26 protein-coding genes are annotated in these 26,965 nt (G+C 47.3%); 9 read left to right on the top strand and 17 right to left on the bottom strand.

Features of this window, described 5'->3' with window-relative positions; genetic code table 11:
- Positions 1-163 precede the first annotated feature (163 nt).
- Positions 164-2,005, top strand: a complete 1,842-nt coding sequence (gene sppA, locus LZP69_RS04355; protein ID WP_234198977.1) for a signal peptide peptidase SppA — start codon at positions 164-166, stop codon at positions 2,003-2,005.
- Positions 2,006-2,103: 98 nt separating this feature from the next.
- On the top strand, positions 2,104-3,117 hold the full coding sequence (ansA, locus tag LZP69_RS04360; protein ID WP_234198978.1) for an asparaginase: 1,014 nt from the start codon (positions 2,104-2,106) through the stop codon (positions 3,115-3,117).
- Between the two features lie 100 nt (positions 3,118-3,217).
- On the opposite strand, the gene LZP69_RS04365 is transcribed toward ansA, so the two are convergent.
- The 7 genes from LZP69_RS04365 to LZP69_RS04395 form a co-directional block, all read right to left on the bottom strand.
- On the bottom strand, positions 3,218-3,499 hold the full coding sequence (locus LZP69_RS04365; protein WP_234198979.1) for a YeaC family protein: 282 nt from the start codon (positions 3,497-3,499) through the stop codon (positions 3,218-3,220).
- A complete protein-coding gene (locus tag LZP69_RS04370; RefSeq protein WP_234198980.1) occupies positions 3,496-3,813 on the bottom strand; it encodes a zinc ribbon domain-containing protein in 318 nt (105 codons plus the stop codon). The genes LZP69_RS04365 and LZP69_RS04370 overlap by 4 nt, the downstream gene beginning before the upstream one ends.
- 9 nt (positions 3,814-3,822) lie before the next feature.
- Positions 3,823-4,950, bottom strand: coding sequence for a M14 family metallopeptidase (locus LZP69_RS04375; protein WP_234198981.1), 1,128 nt, complete (start codon positions 4,948-4,950; stop codon positions 3,823-3,825).
- Positions 4,951-5,061: 111 nt separating this feature from the next.
- Positions 5,062-5,688, bottom strand: coding sequence for a response regulator transcription factor (locus LZP69_RS04380; RefSeq protein ID WP_234198982.1), 627 nt, complete (start codon positions 5,686-5,688; stop codon positions 5,062-5,064).
- A gap of 213 nt (positions 5,689-5,901) precedes the next feature.
- Positions 5,902-7,692: a DUF885 domain-containing protein gene (locus tag LZP69_RS04385; RefSeq protein WP_234198983.1), complete on the bottom strand. Its 1,791-nt coding sequence runs from the start codon at positions 7,690-7,692 to the stop codon at positions 5,902-5,904.
- Positions 7,693-7,797: 105 nt separating this feature from the next.
- On the bottom strand, positions 7,798-9,828 hold the full coding sequence (locus LZP69_RS04390) for a RecQ family ATP-dependent DNA helicase (RefSeq protein WP_234198984.1): 2,031 nt from the start codon (positions 9,826-9,828) through the stop codon (positions 7,798-7,800).
- Positions 9,829-9,914: 86 nt separating this feature from the next.
- Positions 9,915-10,724 (bottom strand): endonuclease/exonuclease/phosphatase family protein, encoded by an 810-nt coding sequence (locus LZP69_RS04395; RefSeq protein WP_234198985.1) that lies wholly within the window; start codon positions 10,722-10,724, stop codon positions 9,915-9,917.
- A gap of 160 nt (positions 10,725-10,884) precedes the next feature.
- On the opposite strand from LZP69_RS04395, the gene cls reads away from it, so the two are divergent.
- Positions 10,885-12,333 carry a cardiolipin synthase gene (gene cls, locus LZP69_RS04400; RefSeq protein WP_234198986.1) on the top strand — a complete coding sequence of 483 codons (1,449 nt, stop codon included), beginning with the start codon at positions 10,885-10,887 and terminating at the stop codon, positions 12,331-12,333.
- A gap of 84 nt (positions 12,334-12,417) precedes the next feature.
- Here cls and LZP69_RS04405 read toward each other — a convergent pair whose 3' ends face one another.
- The 7 genes from LZP69_RS04405 to LZP69_RS04435 form a co-directional block, all read right to left on the bottom strand.
- Positions 12,418-12,762, bottom strand: a complete 345-nt coding sequence (locus LZP69_RS04405) for a zinc ribbon domain-containing protein YjdM (protein WP_234198987.1) — start codon at positions 12,760-12,762, stop codon at positions 12,418-12,420.
- Positions 12,763-12,962: 200 nt separating this feature from the next.
- Complete coding sequence (gene accC / locus LZP69_RS04410; RefSeq protein ID WP_234198988.1) at positions 12,963-14,303, bottom strand: acetyl-CoA carboxylase biotin carboxylase subunit; 1,341 nt, start codon at positions 14,301-14,303, stop codon at positions 12,963-12,965.
- A gap of 84 nt (positions 14,304-14,387) precedes the next feature.
- On the bottom strand, positions 14,388-14,855 hold the full coding sequence (accB, locus tag LZP69_RS04415; protein ID WP_234198989.1) for an acetyl-CoA carboxylase biotin carboxyl carrier protein: 468 nt from the start codon (positions 14,853-14,855) through the stop codon (positions 14,388-14,390).
- A gap of 57 nt (positions 14,856-14,912) precedes the next feature.
- Positions 14,913-16,160 (bottom strand): NRAMP family divalent metal transporter, encoded by a 1,248-nt coding sequence (locus LZP69_RS04420; protein ID WP_234198990.1) that lies wholly within the window; start codon positions 16,158-16,160, stop codon positions 14,913-14,915.
- Between the two features lie 119 nt (positions 16,161-16,279).
- Complete coding sequence (locus tag LZP69_RS04425; RefSeq protein WP_234198991.1) at positions 16,280-17,266, bottom strand: biotin-dependent carboxyltransferase family protein; 987 nt, start codon at positions 17,264-17,266, stop codon at positions 16,280-16,282.
- A complete protein-coding gene (gene pxpB, locus LZP69_RS04430; protein WP_234198992.1) occupies positions 17,256-17,990 on the bottom strand; it encodes a 5-oxoprolinase subunit PxpB in 735 nt (244 codons plus the stop codon). Before pxpB ends, LZP69_RS04425 begins: the two co-directional genes overlap by 11 nt.
- On the bottom strand, positions 17,990-18,733 hold the full coding sequence (locus LZP69_RS04435; protein ID WP_234198993.1) for a 5-oxoprolinase subunit PxpA: 744 nt from the start codon (positions 18,731-18,733) through the stop codon (positions 17,990-17,992). The genes pxpB and LZP69_RS04435 overlap by 1 nt, the downstream gene beginning before the upstream one ends.
- A 436-nt stretch (positions 18,734-19,169) precedes the next feature.
- Here LZP69_RS04435 and sodC point away from each other — a divergent pair, with 436 nt between their 5' ends.
- Positions 19,170-19,688 (top strand): superoxide dismutase [Cu-Zn] SodC, encoded by a 519-nt coding sequence (gene sodC, locus LZP69_RS04440; protein WP_234198994.1) that lies wholly within the window; start codon positions 19,170-19,172, stop codon positions 19,686-19,688.
- A gap of 136 nt (positions 19,689-19,824) precedes the next feature.
- Positions 19,825-20,181: a DUF1428 domain-containing protein gene (locus tag LZP69_RS04445; RefSeq protein ID WP_234198995.1), complete on the top strand. Its 357-nt coding sequence runs from the start codon at positions 19,825-19,827 to the stop codon at positions 20,179-20,181.
- Between the two features lie 9 nt (positions 20,182-20,190).
- On the opposite strand, the gene LZP69_RS04450 is transcribed toward LZP69_RS04445, so the two are convergent.
- Positions 20,191-20,649: a universal stress protein gene (locus LZP69_RS04450; RefSeq protein ID WP_234198996.1), complete on the bottom strand. Its 459-nt coding sequence runs from the start codon at positions 20,647-20,649 to the stop codon at positions 20,191-20,193.
- Between the two features lie 587 nt (positions 20,650-21,236).
- On the opposite strand from LZP69_RS04450, the gene rsgA reads away from it, so the two are divergent.
- Together rsgA and LZP69_RS04460 are read left to right on the top strand one after the other, a co-directional pair.
- Positions 21,237-22,280, top strand: coding sequence for a ribosome small subunit-dependent GTPase A (gene rsgA, locus LZP69_RS04455; protein WP_234198997.1), 1,044 nt, complete (start codon positions 21,237-21,239; stop codon positions 22,278-22,280).
- A gap of 125 nt (positions 22,281-22,405) precedes the next feature.
- Positions 22,406-22,798 (top strand): hypothetical protein, encoded by a 393-nt coding sequence (locus LZP69_RS04460; protein WP_234198998.1) that lies wholly within the window; start codon positions 22,406-22,408, stop codon positions 22,796-22,798.
- A 63-nt stretch (positions 22,799-22,861) separates the two neighbouring features.
- Here the strand turns inward: LZP69_RS04460 and LZP69_RS04465 are convergent, their stop codons facing one another.
- Together LZP69_RS04465 and LZP69_RS04470 are read right to left on the bottom strand one after the other, a co-directional pair.
- On the bottom strand, positions 22,862-23,959 hold the full coding sequence (locus LZP69_RS04465) for a PQQ-dependent sugar dehydrogenase (protein WP_234198999.1): 1,098 nt from the start codon (positions 23,957-23,959) through the stop codon (positions 22,862-22,864).
- A 199-nt stretch (positions 23,960-24,158) separates the two neighbouring features.
- A complete protein-coding gene (locus LZP69_RS04470; protein ID WP_234199000.1) occupies positions 24,159-24,647 on the bottom strand; it encodes a hypothetical protein in 489 nt (162 codons plus the stop codon).
- 262 nt (positions 24,648-24,909) lie between these two features.
- Here LZP69_RS04470 and ccoN point away from each other — a divergent pair, with 262 nt between their 5' ends.
- Entirely contained in the window at positions 24,910-26,337 is a 1,428-nt protein-coding gene (ccoN, locus tag LZP69_RS04475) for a cytochrome-c oxidase, cbb3-type subunit I (protein WP_234199001.1), read from the top strand.
- 12 nt (positions 26,338-26,349) lie between these two features.
- Positions 26,350-26,955, top strand: coding sequence for a cytochrome-c oxidase, cbb3-type subunit II (gene ccoO, locus LZP69_RS04480; RefSeq protein WP_234199002.1), 606 nt, complete (start codon positions 26,350-26,352; stop codon positions 26,953-26,955).
- Positions 26,956-26,965: the final 10 nt, after the last annotated feature.

The following is a 26,965-nucleotide window of genomic DNA, read 5'->3' on the forward strand; positions in this document are numbered from 1 at the left end:
TAAACATCCTTTTTAAACAAGTGATTTAAATCAGCATACCTTTTACTCAATTTAAGCTCAATACTGATTTCTGCAGTTCTAAAAGATTCATTTACAATTGTATTTCACACCCTAGACATTTTTCAGTTAGCATAGAAGTAATTTAGTCATAAAGGAGTGGATAATGTCCGCTAAAGTGTCAATTTTTAAAAGGATCTTTTCGCTAGTATGGAAGGGAATTAACTGTACTCGTAAGATCATTCTTAACCTCGTCTTCTTTGGTTTCCTTGCCATCATCATCCTTGCTTTAACCATGGATGATAAACCTGTTGTTGAAAGCGGTTCTGCACTTCTTCTGGACCTTTCTGGTGCCATTGTCGATCAGAAACGTCAGGTCGATCCGATCGCAGCTGCGATGCAAGGTGGTCCGGGTAATGGCGAAGAAAGCGAGATCCTATTAGCGGATCTGCTACACACTATCGATAATGCCACCCATGACGATCGTATCAGCGCGATAGTGCTGGATATTGGCAGTTTACATCGTACAGGGATCACTAAATTACAGAGTGTTGGCGAAGCCTTAAATCGCTTTAAAGCATCGGGTAAGCCCATCATTGCAAATGGTAACTGGTATGGTCAGAATCAATATCTGCTCGCCAGCTTTGCCGATACCATCTACCTCAATCCTCAAGGCGCCATTCAGCTCGAAGGGTATAGCCGCTATCGTCAGTATTACAAATCGGCTTTAGATAAACTCAAGATTAAGACCCATGTTTTCCGTGTCGGCACCTTTAAATCTGCGGTTGAGCCCTATATTCGTGATGATATGTCCCCTGCCGCCAAAGAAGCGAATAAGGCACTATTAAGCGATCTTTGGCAAAGCTATCAGCAGATAATCGCCCACAATCGTGATATAGCCCCTGAATCGATTCTGCTCTCTGCCGATGACTATATGGCACAGCTAGAACAGGCCGATGGTAACTCGGCGCAGCTGGCACTGAATATGAAACTGGTGGACAAACTGGCTTCTGCCGAAGCGTTCCGTTTGGATATGGTGGATAAAGTGGGTAAGGCTAAAGAGGGACACCAATTTAAGCAGATCCATTATCTTGATTATCAGAACCTGATCCATAATGACTTGCCTCTATTAGCCAAGGATACAGTGGCGATTATCGTCGCCAAAGGCAATATTCTCAATGGTAAGCAGGCGCCAGGTGACATTGGTGGTGAGAGTACATCAGCACTGTTACGCCAGGCGCGTTTTGATAAAAATGTTAAAGCGGTTGTGCTGCGTGTAGATAGCCCAGGCGGCAGCGCCTTTGCCTCTGAGCAGATCCGTCAGGAGATCCTTGCAATCAAAGCCGCGGGTAAACCCGTTGTCACCAGCATGAGCAGTTATGCCGCCTCGGGCGGATACTGGATCTCAGCCAGCTCTGATTATATTTTTGCCAATCCTACGACCTTAACTGGCTCCATCGGGATCTTCGGTATGGTGCCCACTTTCGAGGACTCCTTAGCTGAAATTGGTGTGCATACAGATGGTGTTGCCACATCCGACTGGTCGGCAATGTCTGTGACACGTGGCCTGACCCCCGAAATTAAGCAGGTGTTACAGCGTCATATCGAGCGCGGTTATCACGACTTCATCTCTCTGGTTGCCACTGAGCGTGGTATGAGCCTGGAACAGGTCGATAAAATTGCTCAGGGCCGTGTCTGGTCAGGCAAGAAAGCACTGGAGCTTGGCTTAGTCGATGGGCTTGGGGATCTAGAGCAAGCTGTATCTAAGGCCGCTGAATTTGCCAAATTAGATAAGTTCGATACTAAGGTGTTTGAGCAGGAGCTGAGCCCGCAGGAAAAATTTATCCAGGAGCTCTTTGCCTCGGCGTCTGTGTATCTGCCCGATTCCTCACAGTCCAATGCCCTGCTCAATGCGTTACTGGGTCAATGGACAAAACTGGTTGAAGAGTACAGCACCTTTGATGATCCGAATGGCATCTATCTCTATTGCGATACCTGTGACTTATAAATATTCCTCAAAGTCTTAAGCCCGTGAACACGGGCTTTTTTATTGCTCTTATCCTCAGTATAATCGCGCCAGTTGAGCTTAAAATAAGTAAAATTATTATGAACAAACGTTCTATCTATGTGGCCTATACAGGCGGCACCATAGGGATGCAGAAAACAGATAATGGATTCGTTCCCGTCCCTGGTTTCTTAACCGACTGCGTTAAATCTATGCCAGAGTTTTACCATGATGAGATGCCAAACTTTGTGATCAATGAGTATCAGCCGCTGATCGACTCCTCCAATATGGCACCGACTGACTGGCAGCTGATCGCTAACGACATTAAGGCTAACTACGACAGATATGATGGCTTCGTGATCCTTCACGGCACAGATACCATGGCCTTCACTGCCTCGGCGCTCTCCTTTATGCTACAGGGCTTGAGTAAGCCTGTAATCGTCACAGGCTCACAGATCCCACTGGCTCAGCTACGCTCAGACGGACAGACAAATTTGCTTAACGCCCTCTATATCGCCGCGAATTATCCGGTGGCTGAAGTGGGCCTGTTTTTCAACAACAAGCTATTCAGAGGCAATCGCACCACTAAGGCGCATGCAGATGGGTTTGACGCCTTTGCATCCCCTAACTTTCCGCTTCTGCTAGAGGCTGGGATCAAGATCCGCATGCGGGCGGGACAGATAGCGCCTAAAGAAAACACAAGACTCAAGGTGATCGACATCTCTCCTCAGCCCATTGGGGTTGTAACCCTCTATCCAGGGATCACCACACAGATCATAGACAACATATTGCAGCAACCGGTCAAGGCACTGATCTTGCTGACTTATGGTGTAGGCAATGCGCCGCAAAACGCTGAGTTGCTTGACTGTTTACGCCGTGCCAATGAACGCGGCATCGTCCTGGTTAACCTGACACAATGTATGCAGGGCAAAGTCAATATGGGAGGCTATGCCACCGGCAATGCGCTGGCTAAGGTTGGGGTGATCAGCGGATTTGATATGACCACAGAGGCGGCGCTGACCAAGCTGCATTACTTATTATCGACTTCTCATACACCAGAGCAGATCCGCACACTAATGCAGCAAGATCTCTTCGGCGAGTTAACCGAAGATTAATCCGTGCTAAATTAATCAGTGCAAGATGAAGAACATCAGACTGAATTAATCAAAAAAAGCCCCTTTCATGGGCTTTTTTTGATTCTCGCTTTAGCTAGATTTACAGCTCGGCCTCTTTGAAGGCGGCGATACTCTCACCCTTAAACTGTCTTTTCAGCTCAGCCTTAGACAGCTCATTGAGTCCACCCTGATTATTAATGGTGAAATGGTCTGTCTGATTTAAGCGTCTTGCTTGATACATCATCACCAATTGCAGGGTCGAGTCTTTCTGCTGCTCTGTTAGCACAGTGCCATCTTCCCACTTGCCAAGCTCGGCAGCACTGCGAAGACGCTGATAGACCTCATCAGGCATCTCATCGATTACTTTATTAATATCACTCATACACTTTTCCGTTTATGTAACACTAACCGAATGCGGCAGATCAAATAGCCGACAAAACCAAATACACTGCAGATCACCGCAATATTGGCGCGGGGCCCACTGGCAGCTTCGCCGCCCCAAAACCAGATCACCACACCGGCAATGAAGAGTGTCATCGCAAGGAAGCTTTGGGTCATCAGTTGATTGGTTCGTTTAATGTGACTGATACGATTAGCCGACTCATTATCTGCACTATTTTTAGTGGCACAGTGCGGACAGTTTTTCGCCAGACTCGACATACGTTTATTACAATTTGGGCAATTGACTAACGCCACATCCGCCTCCTATCTTAACTCTTCGACAACGGCGAGCATGGCCAAAAGCGATGCCTCACCCAGGTAGATAGAGCGCTCTGGCGACCAACCCGACATAGGATCAAGCATATTAGCATTATCCTTAAAGGGCATCTCCAAGGTATTTGACAGGCAAGAGAAAGTCTCGGCCACCCAGTTAGACGCCACAGTTAAATTGGCCTGACCGGGCGCGTCTTTAGCATAGCCAAACTCATTTTGGAAATCGGCGCTGGCCATCAATAAGGCGTTAACAAACTTATCCTGCAACTGTGTCAATCTTGGAGTATGACTAGGCACACCTTCACAGCCAGCTAAAAACACGTATGGCAGGCCTTCATCGCCATGAACGTCATAATAGAGATCCACGCCTGTCTGCTTCATCTTCTCGACCACGTAATAGACTTCGGGACTTTTCTCTAGTGAAGGATTTTGCCATTCACGATTCAGGTTCACACCAATGGCATTGGTTCGCAGATGACCACGCACGCTGCCATCGGGATTCATGTTAGGCACGATATAAAAATTCGCCTTATCCAACAGGGATTTAGCGGTCGGGTTATCGCTGTCGAGCAAACTGTTGATCAGGCCTTCGACCAACCATTCCGCCATGGTTTCACCCGGATGCTGGCGCGCCGTGATCCAGATATTGGCCTTATCTTCATCACCATTCCCCACTTTGACTAAGGTCATATCGCGGCCATCTAATGTGGCACCTAGGTGTTCTAGGGCAACGAGCGGATGTACTTGCACCGCGCTTAAGAGATCCTGGTGGCGCTCGTAGCTGTATGGGGCAAAGTAGGCAATCTGAATGGCATCGCAGTCGAGTTCTAACGAAATGGTTAAAACACCATCTTGGTAGCGAGTAGGCAAACGGAACCACTGCTGTCTGTCGTAGGTGGCGACGGCTTGATACTCTTCCCACCCCTTTGGATAGGATGCCGTGCCTGCGTTGGTAATATTAAGTGTGTAACGCTGACCCACAGCGCCTTGCAACTTGAAATTAAACCATTGGTAAAATTCCCCGCCCGCATCCGGACGAATTTCCAGTTGTACATTCTCAGGGCTGTCTTGATTGATGACAACAATATTGCCGCCATCGAAATTAGCATTGATCAGCATATCCGTTCCTTTGTTGGGGTAAATGTGAAGTCTGGGCTCCACTCACTCCCCATAGGATAAACTAATTTGCCTATTTTTCGCAGTAGAACCGACAAGAAACTGCAGCGTGCCTTAATGGGAAAAGCTGTAACCTTTACCGCGAATGGTGTTGATCAATGACTTAGAGATAGACATACGTGCCAGCTTCTTGCGGGTATTACTCACATGCATATCCAGATTACGATCGAACTGACCAAAATCCTTTTTCAAGATATTCTGCTGCAACTCAGTTTTGCTGACTACTTGCCCACGGCGATCGAACAGGTATTTGAAAATATTAAACTCTGTTCGGGTCAACACCACTTCGCTCTGGTTAATGTAAACACTGCGATTCTCATCGTTAAAGTCAATCTTGCCAACAGGATAGTGAGGAAGTACCCCATTATCACCCGCCTTAACCCTGTCTATTCTGCGTTTTAGCGCGAAGATACGAACGGCTAACTCTCTAATACTAAATGGTTTAGCGACAAAATCATCGGCGCCCTGCTCAAATCCCTGAATGCGCCTATCCTCACTGTCAATTGCCGAGAGTAAAATGACTGGCAAAGAATGCTGTCTGTCTGACAGAAAGGTAAACCCATCGAGTTGTGGCATATCGAGATCCAGCAGGATTAGATCCGGAGAATAGGATAAGAGCAATGACTCTGCTTCCTGGGCATTGGCCGTCCAGCTAATATCGACCCCTTTATAATCAAGCATTTGTAATAGTTGCTCTCTTATCGCGGGATCATCATTTACTAACAGTAACTTTCTCATCAACAATTAAATTAATCTTAACGCGAATCATTACCATTAAGATTAAAGTGTTTACTACTGCCTGACTAGTGTTTTCATTCTAAATCAGCAAAAAATGCGATCTTGGCCATAAAAAAGGCAGCAAATGCTGCCTTTGGATCAAATTTAGTTGAGAAATTACTTCTGCTGCAGCATCAGCTGGCGAATATATTTCACCGGAGCACTGCCGTAACTGAGGAATTTCTCATGAAATGCCCTTAAGTCGAATTGCTCGCCCTGCTTGGCCTTCAGCTCCTCTCTGAAATCATAGATCTCACGGTAGCCTGAATAGTAGCTGGTCAATTGCACTTGGCTCAGGGTTGCCCTGCGCCACTTGCCTTCGGCTTCGGCCTGCTGCTGGAACGCTTCCTGTGTCATCAGCGCGATCGCCTCATCGTGGGTCATCCCCTTTACCTGGATGCTGTAATCCAAAATGGTGTTGACGATAACGCGCAGGTTCCACTTGTAGTACATGAGCCACATTTCAGGTTCAAAGTCACCATAACCCTCTTCGAGCATCATGCGTTCGGTATAAACCGCCCAGCCTTCAACCATGGCGCCATTGCCAAACAGGCTCTTCACCAGACTTGGAGATTCGTTTGAATAAACCAGCTGAGTGTAGTGGCCTGGGATTGCCTCATGGATATTAAGCACTTGCAGCACCCAGTGATTATATTCGCGCAGATAACTCTCTGCAGACTCATCACTCATGCCATCGAGCGGCGTGACGTTGTAATAGGTGTTACCCGTCTTTTCATAGGGGCCAGGAGCACTAATTGAGGCGCCGGCGAATCCGCGCATATACTCAGGGGTTTCCCGCACCACTAAGGGTTTATTAGGATCGAGCTTGATAAGCTGTTTCTCGTTGACAAATTTCACCAGCTCTGGGATCTGAGCCTTGACCTCGTCGACAAAATCTTCACGCTTAACATGCTTTACCGATAACTTATCGATTAACTCTCGGGTCGCCTTTGTGCTATCTCCTGGCATTGGCATATCAAAATATTTAGGCCAGAGTTTTTCGGTGATCTTGGCCATCTCACCCTGTACTTTGGTCTTATCGGCCAGGGCTTTTTCATAAATCTGTTTTGCACTCATGCCAGACTGAATATCGAAACCAAACTTCTCTTCGTAAAGTTTCTCACCAATTCTGAAACTGCGTGCGCCCTCTTTTTGTAGCTTCTGTTCCAGCGTCTGCAGCCAATCGATATGCTGGTTAATGGCTGTGGTTACTTCATCGAAACGCGTCTTAAACAGAGATTTTTCATCCTCGGTCAAATCCGACTCGTTTACTTGCGTCAGCAATTGATCAGAAAAGATAGAGAAGGCACCGCGATTTTGTAAAATCGCCAGCTGTGTGTGTTCCAAGGTAGGATCGCTAATATTCTCTCTGGCCGCCGCATAGTAAGCCGGTACATTTTCCATACGACTTAAAAATGAGCGCAATCTTTCATCGAGCGGCGCAAAGTCTTCATTAATGATCTGTGCAAAACCGCCGGCAACATTGTAGTTTGCAGGATTCCACTGCCAGACTTTAAAGGTCTGCGTTTCCCACTTATCCTGCAGGAGTAGATTTTCAATCAGGTGATAATCGATCGACTCGTTAGCCGATAATGATGCAAGATCAAACTGCCTAAGCAATTGCAACTGCTTGTCGATAAATGCCAGTGACTGAGCACGATTGGCCGCATCGGGTATTTGCAGGATCCCATCATACTTATGATAACCACTGTAGAGGGCCCAGGTCGGTGCATTCTGCCATAGGGCATCGATAAACTGCTGTGAGAATGCGGCAAAATCCTGAGCCTTAACTTGATCTTGAGAAGCCGATGGCGCGGCGGGTGCTTCTGCCGGTACCTGCTTGGGTTGACATGCTGTTAGCCCCGACAACGCCAGTACGACTGTGGCCGCAATAAGCGATTTTTTCATCTAAAAGTCCTTGTATCTGTTTTTATTATCTCGAGTTATAAACTGGGTTAGTTAACCATGTCACAGCGCAAAAAGCAGCTAAAGTCCCTAATTAAACAAAGATTGTTACAAACTTGTTCCTGAAATTGACAGTTGCTGCCAACACCACTGCCTGACCTCTGCAAAGGGATAGGCCTCCAGACTGGCAAATCCTTTTTTCTGACGCAATTTAAGCCGGGTAAATATGGGGGTGGTCAATCCGCACAAGGCGCGGGCTAGCATGTTTGCCCTGTAGTACAAGACATCACTGTCAATGTCGTCGCTTTGATTAGTATTATTTTGATGAGCATTGGTTTGATTCGCATAGCTATGAGTCGCATCCAAGTGACTGGCCAGATGCCACCATATCTCGCGGCTCAGCTCAGAAAAATCAAGCCCAGATAGCGGCGGTAGATAATGGCTTTCGGGTAAACTTACCTTTCCCGATACGCACACAGAGCAGTGACCACAATTTTGTGTCAGGCTATTGTCGCCGAAATAGCTTGATAAGCGTCGACTCAGACAAGTGTCGCTCGACAGCAGGCTTAGCATGGCCTGTATTCTGGCTATCTCGCTGGCCTCTTTTTGCTGAAACTGTTTATGCAAACGCTCTGTTAAGGAGTCAATATTTTCGATTGGTGACAATACTGAATACACCTCAGTTATCTGCTTAGTTTGCAGCTCGATAAGACCTTTCTCTTCAAAATATTCAATAGCAGAAATAACCCGGCTTCGCTCTGAGGGATATGCCTGATTTAAACGCTCAAAATCCAGGCTGTACCATATTTTGGCTTTAGTGGCACTGGCAAGTAAGGCCGCAACAAATGAGCGTCGCTCGCCATTGAAACGGTCAACTAGCTCCTCTTCTGTACACAAGAGCTTAAAGCGGTACTCGGCAAAATAACTGTAGGCGGGTTTGATAAGCCCTAACATCTCCAGATACACCAAGGCAGTTTTCAAGCTTAACAGGCGAATATTGGTCGCCATGGATAGACTGTGTAATGTTAGCTCCCACTGCCTTCCTTGCTCGCCCGCTTGGGCCAGAGTCGTTACCAGCTTATGCAGCCCTTGACTATCGGGCGTATCACCATAAACAAAGTTCTGCAGCACAGTCAGGTTATCCCTGTTGGCCAGCACTAAACACTCGGCTCTTTGACCGTTTCGCCCTGCTCGGCCTATCTCCTGGGCATAATTTTCGATGGATTTGGGCAGATCATAATGCACGACAAAATTGATATTCGATTTATCCACCCCCATCCCAAACGCTATGGTGGCCACAATGATGGGACACTTTCCTGTCATAAAATCCTGCTGGATCTGTTGACGCTGCTCGCTTGGCATACCGGCATGGTAAGCCTGGGCCCGGATATTAGTCCTATTAAGCCTATCGGCCAGACGTTCGGCGCTCTGCTGCAGAGTAACATAAATGATGCCGTCGCCTCGGCGCTGCGCGTTTAGCCAATCGATTAGCCGAGCATCTTTATCCTGAGAATTAACGCCTTGTACATGCAGATTAAGGTTGGCGCGATAAAAACCTGTGGTCACTATATCGGCCTTAGGGATCTGAAAACGCCGCCCCATATCCTCTATTACCTTGGGCGTCGCCGTTGCCGTTAGCAATAACACTTGTGGGATAGCCAACGCCTGCTGATATTGGGGCAGTTTCAAATAATCTGGGCGAAAGTTATGGCCCCACTCAGAGATACAGTGCGCCTCATCGACCACCAGCAGTGAGATGGGGATCTGCCCAATAAATTCACGAAAGCGCTCGTTATTGAAACGCTCGACCGATATCATCAAAATCTTAATCTTGCCCTGCTTAATTTGGCGCATTATCACCTGCGTCTGCTGACGCGACTGAGACGAGTCGATACTGGCGGCGGGGATCCCTTTACTGGCTAAGAAACTCAGTTGATCGTCGATCAAAGCCAGCAGGGGCGAGACCACTAAGGTGAGATGGGGAAAAACGATGGCGGGTAGCTGATAACACAGAGATTTCCCTGAGCCTGTAGGAAAAATCGCGGCCGCACTGCGCCCAGCCAGCAGTGTTGAAACCACCTGCTGCTGTCCCGGCCTGAATTCACTAAAACCAAAATACTCTTGTAATACTTGATACACAGCAACGCCCTTTTCGATTTCGGCTGTTATTAAATCTGTTACCTGCAAATACCTGATATTATTTGCCAGAAAATAGTTGCCTGGCACTAATTAACAGGCATTAAGGTAAATCTTGCGGTTATAGGGTTATGATCAGAGGCGCGAGTCTCAAAAGCCTCGGCTTCGACCAGATGTAAACCCCGGTAATAGAGGTGATCCAGTGGATAACCAAAAACCCGCTGACGCTGATCCCTGTGATACTTCACCTCTTTTAATTTTAATCGTGCGGTCAGTTCATTGACTAACTCAATACGCGCCGGTCGCCAGGTATTAAAATCACCGGCCACTATGGTTGGCCCATGATGCAGCGCAATTTTATGAACTATCTGTTGCCACTGGGCATTGAAACGATCCAGCTTCCAGTCAAAATTGATCCCGTGCAAATTGATCACCAACAGGGTCTGCCCCGAGGATAGCGCATAACTGCTGATCAAGGTGGATTTGGCAAAGCGGATCCAGGGCTCGACGGTTTGATAAGCACAGGCATCAAGTACGCTGGCGCTGGCGATATTCATCACCCCCATGGGCGTATTGAGTAATTTAAATCCCTTGCCCATGACCATATGTCGACGCCTTTGCTTGAGGTAATCACTCAAAGACTGATCTAACTTTGCCTCCTGCAGTAATACCAGTTCACTCTTATCCAAGATCTGTTTTAGCTGAGGCTGCCAGGATGAACGCTTCTGTTTATAGATGTTCCAGACAGCAACATTGAGCACACCATCTGTGTCAAGCGCAGCGGGCTTGTTGCTTGTGAGACATTGACCGAGAAACATAGCTTTACTCTCACCCATCATCACCTCTGGTTGACCATTAAAGCCCCTGACTAATGCTAAATAGAGAATGCATATTAGCAAAAGACACCAGGGAACAATGAATTTTAATCTGAGCTGTGGCAAATGGTTTCCTTAAAATACAAACGGATAATGATAAAAAGCATTCGCTATCTAAGTATTTAACGATACAATTTTATAAGTATTGCGCCAAAATCAATTCAAAGGAACTTGATACGATTATATGGAAAATCTGTCTCAACTGCTCACACTCCTTGGAGTTGTAAGCTACTGGTTGCTGCTGGCGGGCGTGGCAGTACGCATTGTCATTAAACGCCGCACCATAGGTGCCTCTTTCTCCTGGTTGCTGGTGATCTATTTCCTGCCTGTGATCGGTGTGATCATCTATTTTCTGCTGGGCGAGCTGCATGTCGGCAGCAGCCGCGCTTCACGTTCTAAATCCATGTTTACCCCCTATGGCAATTGGTTTGCCGCACTGGAGCAACATACTCAATTTCATCCCGCCCACCTGAGCCAGTATGGCAGCGGGATAAGCACATTATGCAATAACCAGTTGGCTATTCCGACACTCTTGGGGAATCAACTGGAACTACTACAGCAGCCAAGCCAGATCTTGAGCGCCATGATTCATGATATAGACAATGCCCGCCAGGCGATCAATCTGGAATTTTATATCTGGCATCCCGGCGGTCAGGCCGATGATGTGGCTAACGCCTTGATCCGAGCCGCTCAGCGCGGTGTAACAATCAAACTGCTGCTCGATGCGGCAGGCAGCCGATTATTCTTCAAATCAGCTTGGCCAGAGAAGATGAAAGATGAGGGCATCGAGCTTGTTCCGGCCCTTATCGTCAGCCCGCTAAGGATGTTCTTCAGACGACTCGATCTAAGATTACACCGCAAACTCCTCATCATAGACAATGATATCGCCTACACAGGGTCGATGAATCTAATTGACCCTAAATACTTTAAGCAGAACAGTCAGGTTGGCCAGTGGGTCGATATCATGGTGCGAATAACAGGGCCTGTGGCACCCGTGCTTAATACGGTAAATGCCTGGGATTGGGAGGTTGAGACCCATGAAAGAGTGCTACCGGCCATGCCGGATATGCTATCTCAAGACACCAGCTCAGCTGTGCAGGTGATCCCCTCAGGCCCTGGGATGCCACCGGATATCATTCACAAGGTGTTACAGCAGGCCATATACAGTGCCAAGCAGAAGATAGTGATCACCACCCCCTATTTTATCCCCAGCGAGAACTTGCTTGATGCCCTGACCACAGCCGCGCAGCGAGGCATAGACGTCAATTTAGTGATCCCGAGAAAAAATGACTCTACCATGGTTAAATGGGCCAGCCGCTCTTTTTTTGCTGAGTTATTACGCTCGGGCGTTAAAATTCACCGCTTTACCGGGGGATTACTGCATACCAAATCTGTCAGCATAGATGATGAATATACGCTGATCGGCAGTGTCAATCTGGATATGCGAAGCCTGTGGCTCAATTTCGAGCTCACACTGGCGATAGATGATAGTCTCTTTACTAAGGAACTGGCCAAACTACAGCAAAGCTACTTGGCGCAATCTGAGCAGCTCGAACTGGCGCGCTGGCAGAAGCGGCCCTTATATAAACGCTTTATCGAGCAGATCTATTACCTCTTCAGCCCCCTGCTCTGAGGGTGATTCCTACTTTGCTTCAGGTAAAGGCAATAAAAAAACCCGCACTAGGCGGGTATTTCTAAAGACGCTAAACAGGAAAACTTAGCTCTGCTTTTTCACAAATTTTGATTTCAGCATCATCTGACCTTGGCCATCAACTTTACAGTCGATATCATGATCGGCATCGACGAAACGGTTGATCACGGCCTTAGTACCCACTTTTAAAACAAGCGATGTGCCTTTTACCTTAAGATCTTTAATCAAGGTGACCTTGTCACCCTCTTCGAGCAGATTACCTACGGCATCTTTTAAGATAATGGCATCTGGATCGACAACCACTTCATTGGGATTCCACTCATGGGCGCACTCAGGGCAGATCAACATTGCGCCATCTTCATAAGCATAAGGTGAGTCACATTTAGGACATGGTGGGATGGTATCGCTCATCACAAACTCTCTTTAATCAATAAAATAAACCGTCAGAACCCTTTTTATAACGCGCTATTCTAACCACAAGGGAGAAGTATAATACGTAAATTACCTCTGCAAGCATTTTATCCCAGCTAAAAAACGGACAATTAGCATTTTTGCGGCATGTATCTAGTTTCTTTGTTAAAAATCATGTGCAGCACAACAGATAAGGTTAATCAACCTTCCAGTTTTGCTTCCAAATAGTGGATGTTGTTGCCTCCGCGCTTAAAATTCTCATCCTGCATAATGGATTGCTGCAGCGAAATATTGGTCTTGATCCCCTCCACGCTCATCTCTTTGAGGGCGCAGTCCATGCGAGCGATGGCAATCTCACGGTTTTCGCCAAAGGTGATCAGCTTTCCTATCATGGAGTCATAATAGGCTGGCACAGTGTAACCGCTATAGATATGGGAGTCCCAGCGTACACCTATACCGCCAGGGGAATAGAAATCGGTGATCTGTCCGGGTGATGGCAAAAAACGCTCGGGGTCTTCGGCATTGATGCGGCACTCTAGCGCATGACCGCGGAGCTGAATCTCATCCTGCTGCAAAGATAAGGGCAAACCGGCCGCGATCTTGAGTTGCTCTTTAATCAAATCAACCCCAGTCACCATTTCAGTGACTGTATGTTCCACCTGAATGCGGGTGTTTATCTCGATAAAGTAGAACTCCCCTTTCTCATAGAGGAACTCAAAGGTGCCCGCACCGCGATACTCAATCTCGATACAGGCACGTGAGCAGCGCTCGCCGATATACTGACGCGTGGCTTCATCGATACCCGGCGCAGGCGCCTCTTCTACCACCTTCTGATGACGCCGCTGCATGGAGCAGTCCCGCTCGCCCAGGTGTATCGCATTGCCCTGGCCGTCTGCTAATACTTGCACTTCGATGTGGCGTGGGTTTTCCAGAAATTTTTCCATGTAAACCGTGTCATTATCGAATGCAGCTTTGGCTTCTGCCCGGGTCAAGTTTATCGCATTGATAAGCGCCGCTTCGCTGTGGACCACACGCATTCCACGGCCACCGCCACCTCCAGAGGACTTGATGATCACAGGATAGCCTATACGCTTAGCGTGAGCCTTGTTTTTGTCCTCATCACCATCCAGAGGACCATCGGAGCCAGGCACGCAGGGAACACCCGCCTTTCTCATGGCGCTGATGGCGGAGACTTTATCTCCCATTAATCGTATGGTCTGCGCCTTGGGACCCACAAAAATCAGGCCACTGCGCTCTACTAATTCGGCAAAGTCGGCGTTTTCAGACAAAAATCCATAGCCTGGATGGATAGCTGTGGCCCCAGAGACCTCTGCCGCAGCGATGATCCGAGACATATTAAGATAACTATCAGTGCTTCGAGCAGGCCCAATACAGAGACGTTCATCCGCTAACTGGACATGTTTCAGATTTCTGTCGGCCGTAGAGTGAATCGCCACAGTTTTGATCCCCATGGCTTTACAAGCCCTAAGAATACGAAGCGCAATTTCACCTCGATTGGCGATGAGTAATTTGTCTATCATAAAGGAGCTACCCTACCTAATCAGATGTCGAGGACTATATATGACTGATAGCTATATTTGAGTGAATAACGAATCACCGCGCTATCACTTAATCATAACTAGAGGCTGATCGAATTCGACCGTTTGCCCCGCATCAACCAGTATCTCGGTCACGATACCAGCTTTATCTGCCTGGATCTGGTTCATCATCTTCATCGCTTCAACGATGCAGAGAGTATCCCCAACGGCCACAGTCTGCCCCACTTCGATAAAAGGTTTAGCATCCGGACTCGCCGCACGGTAAAAAGTGCCCACCATGGGCGACAGTACACAGTGGCCATTAACTAAAGGCGCATTTACCGTCCCAGTATAATCCGGGCTTACGGCCGCGCTTGACTCTGAAACTACGGCGCCAGTTTCATTCTCAGTCTCGGTCTTAGTTTCAGAGTGGCGAAAGTGCTGATCCCTATGACGAACAATACGCACCGACTCTTCACCCTCTGAAATCTCAAGCTCGGTAATACTGGAACTTTCAACTAGCTCGATTAGCTTTTTAATTTTACGAATATCCATTTTATTCTCTTAATAATTCATCTGTGGGTTGCTTGGCTTTGCTAGCCATCAAACATATCAGCCAAAAATCATAATAAAAATGGTGTAAACACTCATACCTGCCATCACCACTGTGATTAACCAACCGAAGGCAGATAACCAGAGCGGATGCTGATACGCCTCACCCACTATGGCCGTCTTTCTGGCCGCAAGCAGTATGATGCCAAGAGTCACTGGTAAAATAAAACCGTTCAAGGCACCGGCAATAATCAACAGATACACAGGCTTACCAATAAAGCAGAAGATAAGGCATGATGTGACAATAAAACCGATAATAAAACCACGACTATTGCGCTCAATAAAAGGATGCAGCGTCTTTAAAAACGACACTGAGGTATAAGCGGCTCCAATGACAGAGGTAATGGCCGCAGCCCAGAGCACTAAGCCAAACAGTTTATAGCCCAGATTTCCGGCCGCGTGCTGAAACATAGAAGCTGGGGGATTGGCTGAATCAAAAATGGCGCCTTTGCTCAACACCCCGAGCGCCGCAAGAAACAGTATGACTCTCACAACGGATGCCAAGCTAATGGCGGAAATAGAGCCGCGGTTCACCTCTGGTATCGCCTTTTGTCCGACCACACCGGCGTCGATCAGTCGGTGTGCCCCAGCAAAGGTGATATAGCCGCCGACAGTGCCTCCAACCAGAGTCACAATCGCCAGAATATTCAATTTTTCCGGCCAGACTGCGCGATACAAGGCCTCGCCCAGTGGCGGCTCGGTCGAGAACATCACGTACAGGGTCATGGCGATCAACGCACCGCCCATAAAGATAGCAAAGCGGTCCATCATTCTGCCCGCATCTTTGAGCAAAAACAGGGTAATTGCGATCACAGCACTCATTGCTGCGCCGGCAATTGGCGTGACAGCGGGAAACAATACATTTACCCCTAAACCAGCACCACCAAGATTGCCTATATTAAACGCCAGTCCCCCCAAGGCCACCGCTCCTGCGATCGCCGCACCTAAGCCTGGAAGTAATTCATTCGCGATATCCTGTGCTCGTTTCTTTGAGACCACTATCACCCGCCAAATATTGAGCTGGGCACCTATGTCGAGAATAATGGAAACCAAGATCACGAAGGCAAAACTGGCTCCTAGGGTTTGGGTGAACACTGTAGTTTGGGTTAAGAATCCCGGCCCTACCGCCGAGGTAGCCATTAAAAATGCCGCCCCTAGGATCAATGACCAGCTGGAACGCTGCTGGTTTTGCGGCGAAATCGACGACGCTTGCGGACGCTGTGCGCCGCTATTGTTGTTATTTTTCATAGATTTCTCTTTGCTGTTTCATGCAGTAACTCACCCTGTACCTCATTAATTACCTAACGCAGTAACTAACACGGTACAACACGGTACTTTACGCAGTAACTGACACAATACTGCTTTTATTATTTATCAGTATCCTGAACCTTGGATACCCCTTGCTTCTTCGAACCTTTTCCCACATAAGCGTGAAAAAATAAAAGCTCGGTTCGACGTTCTATCTGCGCCTGTAAAGGATCTTTTTCGACAAAGCGAATTTCAGCACCGGGTAAGCACTGCGCCAGGCGATTAAGGCTCTTAACGGTGACACAGCCTATCTTGGGGTATCCCCCTATGGTTTGTCTGTCTCTGAGTAAGATGATTGGCTGACCATCAGGGGGGATCTGAATCGATCCCAGGGCTATCCCTTCAGAAATCAAGTTATTGCGTTTACATTCAATCGCCTCACCGGCAAGGCGAGCCCCCATTCTGTCCATCTGTGGCGTCAGCGTATAAGTCGAACCGAAAAAGCGCTCACTCTGCTCTGGAGTGAATTCATCGTACTGATAGCTAGGGATCACCTCAAGTGTCACCTTCTGGCTATAGTGAGGAATAAAATAATAAGGCACACTTCTGCTTAGGCTGTGGGTAGTTCTGCTATGCCCCCCATAGTCGAGTCGATCGCCAGCTTTGAGTTTCTCCCCAAGCCCACTAGCGCCGCCTAATTGATCGCGCATCACAGTGGCGCAGCTGCCAAGCGGTGCTGGCAGCTTAAATCCCCCTTTGAGCGCAAGATAAGAGCGCATGCCACTGCGCGCCCCCCTCAGACTCAATTTGTCTCCTGCTTTGGCAACATAGGTGTGCCAGGGAGCAATCGCTTTGGCATTGAGCATAGCCCCCATATCCGCGCCCGTAATGCTAAAACAGGTTTCGGCGGTAAACTCGCAACTAAACTGCCCCATGGTCACTTCAATTTGAGCTGCATTGGGATCGTTATCCAGTAAGCGGTTGGCCCAGCGAAAGGCATGCTCATCCATGGGCCCACCTGGGCTCACCCCGATGGACTGGTAGCCGAAACGCCCCAGATCCTGGATGAGGCTCAAGGGGCCTGGCGTAATGATGTTAAGCGCCATGTTCGCCCTCTTGCTCTTGTGCAGAGTCTTTTACTGATTCTATTGGTAACACACCGCCCATCTTAAGGAATGTCGCTCTGTCGATTGCCTTAAAGCGAACCTGAGCACCCATCTCAAAAACACTGAGGTTTTCTCGTTCAAAATCGATAAGATTGAGAGGTGTTCGACCTATCACCTGCCAGCCTCCGGGCGATGCTTTAGGGTAAATTGCCGTCTGACGGTCGGCTAGCGCCAGACTACCAGCTGGCACGTTAAGCCTGGGCGTCTGTTTTCGGGGGATAGCGATCCGCTCATCTGTATTGCCTAAATAGGCAAAACCTGGCGCAAACCCTATGGCATAAACCCGATATGTGGTTGAGGAGTGAATATCGACCACTTGCTGAAATGTCAGGCCTGTATGCTCACAAATCGTTTCTGCATCTAATGCTACCTCAGCCCCGTAGTAAACCGGCAGTTCGATGGTTTTTATCTGGCTGAAGACGGCGCTACCGGAACGCTCGGCCAAAACCTGTTCAAGTTGCTGACAAAAGTCACTCATGCCTATGGTGAGTAGATCCACACTGATTAAAATGGAGGTGTAGGAAGGAACAATATCTACCACATATTGTTCCAGTTGTGCGCGGATGGCTGGCAGCGCAGATGCAATGCTATCGGCCGTCTGTTCACTCACAGTATCTGAAAAATAGACTATGACACTGTTTTCATTGACCTGCGCTACTTTCATCACTGACTTGATCGCTTATCCAGTTTTGACCGTAACAACTGTGCCGTTGGCAGGGATAATGGCCCATCACCATGGATACACAAGGTATCGGCCTTAATGGCCATTTTTTTACCCGATAAGGTCGTAACAGATTGATCAGTAATTAGCTGCAGCGCCTGCGCCTCTATCTTCTCTAATGTATTGTGGCATGAGCCAGAAATACTTCGTGGGGTCAAGCGGCCGTCATCATCATAAGCCCTATCGACAAAGGCTTCGAACCAAAGTGAAATGCCCTGTTCTGCCGCCAGTCGCTGATAATGCTGATGATCGGGAACTGCCATCACCACTAGAGGCAGGCTGGCATCATATTGTTGCATTGCCAAGAGAATCGAATGAAACACTTGTGTGTTTTTCATCATTTCGTTATAGAGTGCGCCATGGGGTTTCACATAGCTTAACTGGGTTGACTCACTCTGACAGATTGCCTGCAGGGCACCTAATTGATAGATGAAAAAAGCGATCAACTCATCTGGACTCATGGCCAAATGGCGTCGCCCAAAACCTTGAAGATCCGGATAACCGGGATGGGCACCTATGCTGACCTTATGATATTTGGCTTGTTTCACAGTATGGCGCATTACCATAGGATCGGATGCGTGCATACCACAGGCGATATTGGCCATATCGAGATAGGGCATTATCTGATCATCGCAGCCCATCTGCCACGGACCAAAACTCTCACCCATATCACAGTTAATTCTCATCTCTTATCCTTTACTGCTCACACGCCCCTACAAATGAAGCCAAACTCCTTGTTTAACCTGTAATTAACATCTTACTCGGTACAAGCAGAATACAAAACAGTGACTTGCAATTATTCTCTGAGTTCGACATGTCATTTGCACGCTTAATCATTTCCTTATTGGTTACAATACCCCGCTATATAGTGAATGTCACTTTGTCATTATCAATAAACAAGCTGACTATGGATGAAAAACCTGCTGAGCCGGTACTGTTTATTTTCAACAGAGCCATTATTTCCTTCAAAATTTATAAGTTAAGCTATTCTTTATATGCAAAACATCGACTACTGATGCCGCTAGCCTTAGCCCAATATCGCCGTTTAAAACAGGGGGTGCACTCTTCATAAGATGAGGCGGCATAACCCAAAGCAGGTGTACAATACCAAGGAGTGTTCAAATGAAAAAAACAATGTTAATGGCTACCATTCTGGCCTCTGCATCGGCGTCAGCCTTAGCTGGCAACTCAATCGAGATTAATATGGTCGATGCAAAAGGCGTAGGCCAATCGATTGGCACCCTGATGGTATCTGACTCCCAATACGGCCTGGTCCTCACTCCATCTCTCCAAGGGCTTCCACCAGGATTACATGGCTTTCATGTACATCAGAACCCAAGCTGTGACCCCAAGGAAAAGGATGGCAAGATGGTAGCGGCATTGTCTGCCGGCGGCCATTTTGATCCCGCTAACACGGGTAAACATGGTGAGCCATGGGGAGAGGGGCATCTAGGCGATCTGCCGCCTCTCTATGTGGACAATTCTGGTAATGCTACCCAAGCAGTGTTAGCGCCTAGGCTAAAAATGGCCGATCTCTCTGGACACGCCATCATGATCCACGCAGGTGGTGACAACCACTCTGATCACCCAGCCCCATTGGGCGGTGGCGGTGCGCGCCTTGCCTGTGGCGTATTTAAATAAATCTTATAAATAGTTAACTCACTGATTGGGCTCAAGTTGGCTTGTTGATAGCTGAATCCGTAGTTGTAAGTTTAAGCTGTCTTAACAAGTGGATTGAGCCCTCTGCCTCAGATCAAGCTGAATAGGAAACGAGACAATGGCCTATGTCGATGGGTATCTAATCCCTGTGCCAAAGGAAAATAAAGCCAAATATCGAGAACTCGCTGAAATCGCAGCCGTTATCTTTAAAGATCATGGCGCCTTATCTGTGGTCGAGAACTGGGGCGATGATGTGCCTGAGGGCAAACTCACCTCATTTCCTATGGCGGTTAAGTGTGAACCTGATGAGGTGGTGGTGTTTTCCTGGATTGTCTGGCCATCCAGAGAGGCCCGTGATAGCGGAAATAAAGCGGCCATGGAAGATCCCAGAATGCAAAACTGGGATCCTAAAGCGATGCCTTTCGATGGTAAACGCATGATATTTGGTGGATTCACTACCCTCCTCGACGCTTAAATTAACGTCTTACTTCACCACTAACACAGGACAACGCGCCTTATTTAGCACCTGAGCCGTCACGTTCGGGTGCAACCAATGTGTCAGTGGGGCATGATGATGACTGCCCATCACTATCATGCTGACATCCTCAAAAGAGGATTCAAGTAAAATTTGACTGGCGGTATTACCTTTGTCGATATGAATATCGATCTCCTGCGAGGGATGCACCTTTTCAAGCAGTTCACGGATTTTTACATGGGCATAAGCCTGAAGGTGCTGTTCTTGCTCAGCTGAATTGGCAGCAACTATCCCGAAGTTATCTTCGTGATGAATTTCAGTCGTGATGTCATCGCCATAGGGTCTACTTATCACGTGCAGTAACCTCAGTTTAAGCCGGTAACGTTCAGCCATTTCCAGTGCATAACTAAGGGCGTTAAACGACTCTTCAGAGAAGTCGCTAGGACAGAGGATATAGCCGGGTTTCATATGCCCTCCTTAAGATGTTTTCTAGAAGACAAGACACTATTAAGAATACAGTATTAAGTATAGCTCTGAGGCGCTTGGCAGCAATGCTTCAAGACAGGTGTCCATAAGAAAAATTGACCGTCTCGACTCACTGTTTTGGGTCCATAAAATAGCCCTTATCATCACAGCTACACTACATCCACGCTGGCACGAACATAACGAGCTAGCCGAGTGTGGTAATTTCAGCTGCATTCTTATCGAGTGGAAAAGCACGACTTAGATCACAAGACGGTCACCCTGATCAATGATAATTGACCAAAACACGACTTCTGCTGACAACTTAATGCTTCCTTAATAGAAAGGTTGATAAACTTAGGCTTAACTCAATAATCAAAATTAAAGGAGAGATTAATGATTGTACCTATTACCCACCCGGTTGAGCAGAAGCTGAGGATTGTCTAAGCCTCCTTATTTCTGTGCCCGGTGGTCTCAAATGGAAAACTCATCTACTTCGCCTATACCCTCCTATGTTCTTTTTAGTGCGATAGTGTGATGTTTTTTGATGCAATCCTATATCCCTGTATCTGCAGGGCATTTGGTAGGAAATGATGAATTCACCGATATCTTTACAACAACTTGGTTGGCAACCTTTTTTTCAGCAGCAAATCTCGTTAGAGGAGCTTGAACAACAAACCCTGGCACGGGTTAGCGCACATCACAGAAATGAATATGTGCTGCGTAGCGAGCAGCAGACTTTATCCCTTGTCGTCAGCTCAGCCACATTAGGCCTGACCTTAGGCGACTGGGTGCTACTAGATTCAACAGCGCAGTTTGTGCGGCGACTAGACCGTAAATCCCTGTTCAGCCGTAAGGCGCCCGGCAGTGGGATCTCTGCGCAGCTTATTGCCGCCAATGTCGATACGGTTTTTATTGTCTGCTCATTAAATGATGATTTTAATCTGAGCCGTATCGAGCGCTATCTGGCCCTTGCCCATGAGGCTGAAGTCACGCCTGTGGTCGTTTTGACCAAGGCAGATCTATGCCGCGACAGTGAAAGCAAGATTATTGCCGCTCAGCAATTAACGCCGCTACTCGATGTTGTCGCCATCAATGCCTTAGACCCTGTCAGCGTTGAAATATTAAAACCTTGGTGCCGACCGGGGCAGACAATTTCGCTACTTGGTTCTTCTGGTGTTGGCAAATCAAGTCTGGTCAATAGCCTGCTTGGGGAGCAGCAACAGAAAACCGCGGGCATTCGCCAAGATGACAGCAAAGGTCGCCATACCACCACGGCACGAAGTATGCATTTTCTTGCATCGGGCAGCGTCTTAATCGATACGCCCGGTATGCGTGAACTGCAACTTGCTGACTGTGAAACAGGCGTGAGTCAAACCTTTAGCGATATTGAACAGTTAGCCAGCCAGTGTAAATTTAGTGACTGCAAACATGAGAATGAGCCAGGCTGCGTCGTAAGAGAGCGCATAGCATCGGCCCAGCTAGATGAGAGGCGTTTGAATAACTATCTTAAGCTTCAAGCCGAGCAGGAACGCAATGCCATCGCCCTGCACGAGGCGCGAGCCAAGGATAAGCAATTTGGTAAGATGGTCAAAAATGTTGGCAGTTTTTCGCGTCAGTTAAAACGTGGCGAGTAAAATAAAAAAGATTAAGTAACAAAGAGTAAGCACAAGAACTCTTAATAAAAACCACGCCAGTCGCTGCAGGTGACTGGCTTTCACTCATTCACTTATTCTTCTATTTATAAAGTATAAGGATCGCTATGCCCTCAGTCGAGCAAGTCGCTTATTTCATCGTCTTAGTGGCGGCTAGCTATTTGATTGGGCTAGGCCTAGCTGCCTTTATCCATCCCAAACAAATCAGCCGTTTCTTACTCGCCTTTGCGAGTAGCTTAAAACTACATCTGATCGAAATCGGATTGCGTCTGATTGTCGGAGCCGCATTACTGGGTTATGCGCCACAGATGCGCTTCTCGGCAGGCTTTACTCTGTTTGCCTGGATACTGATCTGGACCAGTATTGCGTTAATCCTATTACCCTGGCGTTGGCACAGGGCATTTGCTCAAAAAGCAGTGCCGCTCTTCACTCGGCAACTGCCGATTCTGGGACTGGGGTCACTAGTGCTGGGTGGTGTTATTTTAGGCGCCATGCTTTAGCAAAGAGGCTGTTGAGCTAATCACAATCAAGACTAACCAACAGCCTATTTACGATTACCAAACCTATCTAGCCTGATCGTAAGTCACTCGATATATCGCCCCTGCATAATCGTCGGAGATCAACAGGCTGCCATCTTGCAATTCGGCAAAGGCAACCGGGCGACCAAAGGTCTCCTCGTTTTGCATAAAGCCAGTCAGAAATGGCGTGTAATCCACCACTTTGCCCTGATCTATGGTAGCTAGGGCAACTTTATAGCCTGCTTTCTTACTGCGATTCCAGGAGCCATGCTCTGCGACAAACAGCTGCTGGCGATAGGCTTTGGGGAACTGATCGGCGCGATAGAAATGGATCCCTAGTGGCGCGACATGGGCACCTAAAGAAAGCGCCGGCGGCGTATAATCACTTACCTTCTTGCCTTGACCAAATTCGGGATCGAGAATGCTGCCAGCATGCACATAAGGAAAACCGAAATGCTCGCCTTGATAGTTGACCTTATTGATCTCGCAAGGGGGAATATCATCCCCCATCATGTCGCGGCCGTTATCGCTGAACCAAAAAGTATCTGTTCCTGGCTGAAAATCGAATCCTACTGAGTTACGCACCCCTTGCGCGATAGTGGTTAATTTTTTTGTGACAAGGTTAAGTGAGAAAATGCGGCCATAACGATCATCTTCGGCACACACATTACAAGGCACACCCACAGGGATAACTAACTCGCCCGTCGGCGAAAACCCGAGTACTTTCCAGCCATGATGGGTGTCGCTGGGAAACTGGTCGAATACCACCTCAAACTTGGGAGATTCAAGGTTATTGTCAATATCTTTAAAGCGAATGATTCTGCTCACCTCGGAGACATAGAGATCGCCATCTTTATAGGCAACCCCAGTAGGCAAGTTTAATCCGGTTGCTAACAGGATTTTCTCATCACTGACGCCATCTTTGTTATTATCGATAAGCGCATAGAGATTACCCGCCCTCATCGAGCCTACGTAAACCATTCCCTTATCAGACACTGCTATTTCACGGGCATTTTCAACATCATCACTAAACAGACTGACCTTAAAGCCTTCTGCTACTGTGAGTTTATCGAGAATATCTTTTGCCTGCGCCTGAGTGCTAACCGCCCCCAGTACCAGCAGTGAACAGATAAGTTTATTCATTGTTATTATCCCTATAATTGTTTAAGACCTTGATCCTGCAGCAACTTGTTTGGGCAGTCCCCCTGTCCTTCATTGCTTAGATTCTATACTCGGCAAACTGTTAACTTAATTTTGATGACCAGGATAACTATTTGGTTGCTATGATTTTATCTGTTTGTATTATCGATATTTAGTAATTAATTGCTGACTATCAACCCCATTAATTTTCGTTGTCGGCGAGAAAATCAAACAAAGCAGTTTGCGATTTCCCATCCAGAGTAAAACTAACAAACATTCTCCAAACCATGTAGTTACTACTACATGAACCATAGATAAGCGTGCTCTGATAGTGGTTTTTATCCGTTTGGGTCAGATTAAGCGGGATAATGCCCATAAACATATCTCGCCCCTCTACCCTAACTTTAAGGTTTTCTACTGGCTGGGAAAAAGTAAAGTTGACCTGCAACGGCTTTTCGCTCGGGGCGGTTTCGGGAAAAATTGTCAATTCAATCTGTAAGTTATTCAGCTGTTGAGCACATGCACCCTGAGAAAATTTACATAAGCTGTCATCAGTTTGAAAGGCTAAAGATGTTTGCTGCACTGCTTCTGACTTTTGCGCTTCTTTTTGATCGCTACAGCCAGTGAGCAAAATTAACCCAATGAGAGTCAATACTTTATAAAGTCTGCTTATGTTTATTTTTAGTAGCACAAATTTTAACCTCGTTATCAAATTAGTTACATTCTATCCGTCTATTTTGATCTAGATCAACGTTCTGTTCCGCATAATTCCTATCTTTTTTGAGGTTGCTCAAGTATCATTGCGTCACTCACATTAATTCGACTTAATTGTGAGTTAATGTATTGACACATTCGAGTTTGTTTCGTAGGGAAGCGAACTTGCAATGTCCTTTAACGGGTAAAGTATCACTTTACTCACACAATAAGTATAAGTAATAAGCAGTGGAAGCAATATGATGAACCATTCCCAGCCTCAAGGCGCTGATTACAATTACACCGTTGTCCGCCAATTTGCCTTAACGACCGTGTTGTGGGGTATTGTTGGTATGTGTGTCGGTGTATTGATCGCGGCCCAGTTAATCTGGCCTCAACTGAACTTCGAAACTCCATGGTTAACGTACAGCCGTCTCAGACCGCTGCATACCAATGCCGTGATTTTCGCATTCGGTACATCAGCCCTCTTCGCAACCTCTTACTATGTCGTTCAACGTACCTGTCAAACCCGGTTATTTGCACCTAAGTTAGCCGCATTTACCTTCTGGGGTTGGCAAGCCATTATTCTCGCCGCCGTTGTGACTCTGCCACTGGGAATAACCAGTGGTAAAGAGTATGCCGAACTGGAATGGCCTATCGATATCGCTATCGCTATTGTATGGGTCTCCTATGCCGCGGTATTTTTCGGTACTATCGCTAAACGAACCACGTCGCATATTTATGTGGCTAACTGGTTCTTCGGTGCCTTTATTATTACCGTTGCCGTGTTGCACATAGTTAACTCTATGGCTGTACCCGTCAGCCTATGGAAGTCTTATTCACTGTATGCTGGGGCTGTCGATGCCATGGTACAATGGTGGTATGGTCATAATGCGGTAGGTTTCCTGCTTACAGCTGGTTTCCTAGGTATGATGTACTACTTCGTACCTAAGCAAGCCGGTCGCCCTGTTTATTCATATCGTCTGTCAATCGTTCACTTCTGGGCTTTGATCGCCTTGTACATTTGGGCAGGTCCGCACCACTTACATTACACCGCCCTGCCTGACTGGACGCAGTCTTTAGGTATGGTGATGTCACTTATCCTGTTTGCGCCATCTTGGGGCGGTATGATCAACGGTATCATGACCCTATCTGGTGCCTGGCATAAGCTGAGAACCGACCCTGTGTTACGTTTCCTGGTTGTTTCATTGTCTTTCTACGGTATGTCTACCTTCGAAGGCCCAATGATGGCAATCAAGACGGTAAACGCGCTGTCTCACTACACAGACTGGACTGTCGGTCACGTACACTCTGGCGCACTGGGCTGGGTGGCTATGGTCTCAATTGGTTCTCTGTATCACTTGATCCCCACAATCTATGGTCACGGCCGTATGTACAGCACTAACCTGGTCAACATCCATTTCTGGTTAGCGACTATCGGTACTGTACTTTATATCGTTTCTATGTGGATCTCGGGTGTGATGCAAGGTCTGATGTGGCGTGCAGTTAACTCTGACGGCACCTTAACTTACAGTTTCGTTGAGAGCTTAGAAGCTTCTTATCCCTTCTACTTTGTCCGTTTCTTAGGTGGCTGTTTCTTCGTTACCGGTATGCTGTTAATGGCATACAACGTATTTAAGACAGTAAAAGCCCCGAAAGAATCTTTGCCAGCACTGGCAGAAGCATAAGGAGTAGATGTGATGAAATTTAATCATGAAATAGTTGAAAAAAACATCGGTCTGCTCGGTATCTTCACTGTTATCGTCATCAGTATTGGTGGTCTGGTGCAGATCACTCCCCTGCTGTTCCAGAAAGACACGACTGAGCCTGTCGATGGTCTGCGCCCTTATACAGCACTTGAGCTAGAAGGTCGTGACATCTACATACGCGAAGGTTGTTATAACTGCCACAGCCAGATGATCCGTCCACTGCGTGCTGAAACTGAACGTTATGGTCACTATTCTGTTGCCGGTGAATCTGTTTGGGATCACCCCTTCCAGTGGGGCTCGAAGCGTACCGGTCCTGATCTGGCTCGCGTTGGCGGTCGTTACAGCGATAAGTGGCATGAAGTGCACTTGATCGATCCACGTGCCGTGGTACCTCAGTCGAATATGCCTGGCTTCCCTTGGTTATCAGACAATGTACTGGACGGTAAACTGACTGCAGAGAAGATGGAGATATTCCGTGGTTTCGGTGTGCCTTACACTCAGGATGATATCGATAAGGCCCAGAAGGCTGTTGAAGGTAAGACTGAGATGCAAGCATTGATTGCTTACCTACAATCACTAGGTCATGCACTGAAATAATTGGAGGCAA

This window comes from Shewanella sp. AS1 (assembly GCF_021412565.1).
GTDB lineage: Bacteria > Pseudomonadota > Gammaproteobacteria > Enterobacterales > Shewanellaceae > Shewanella.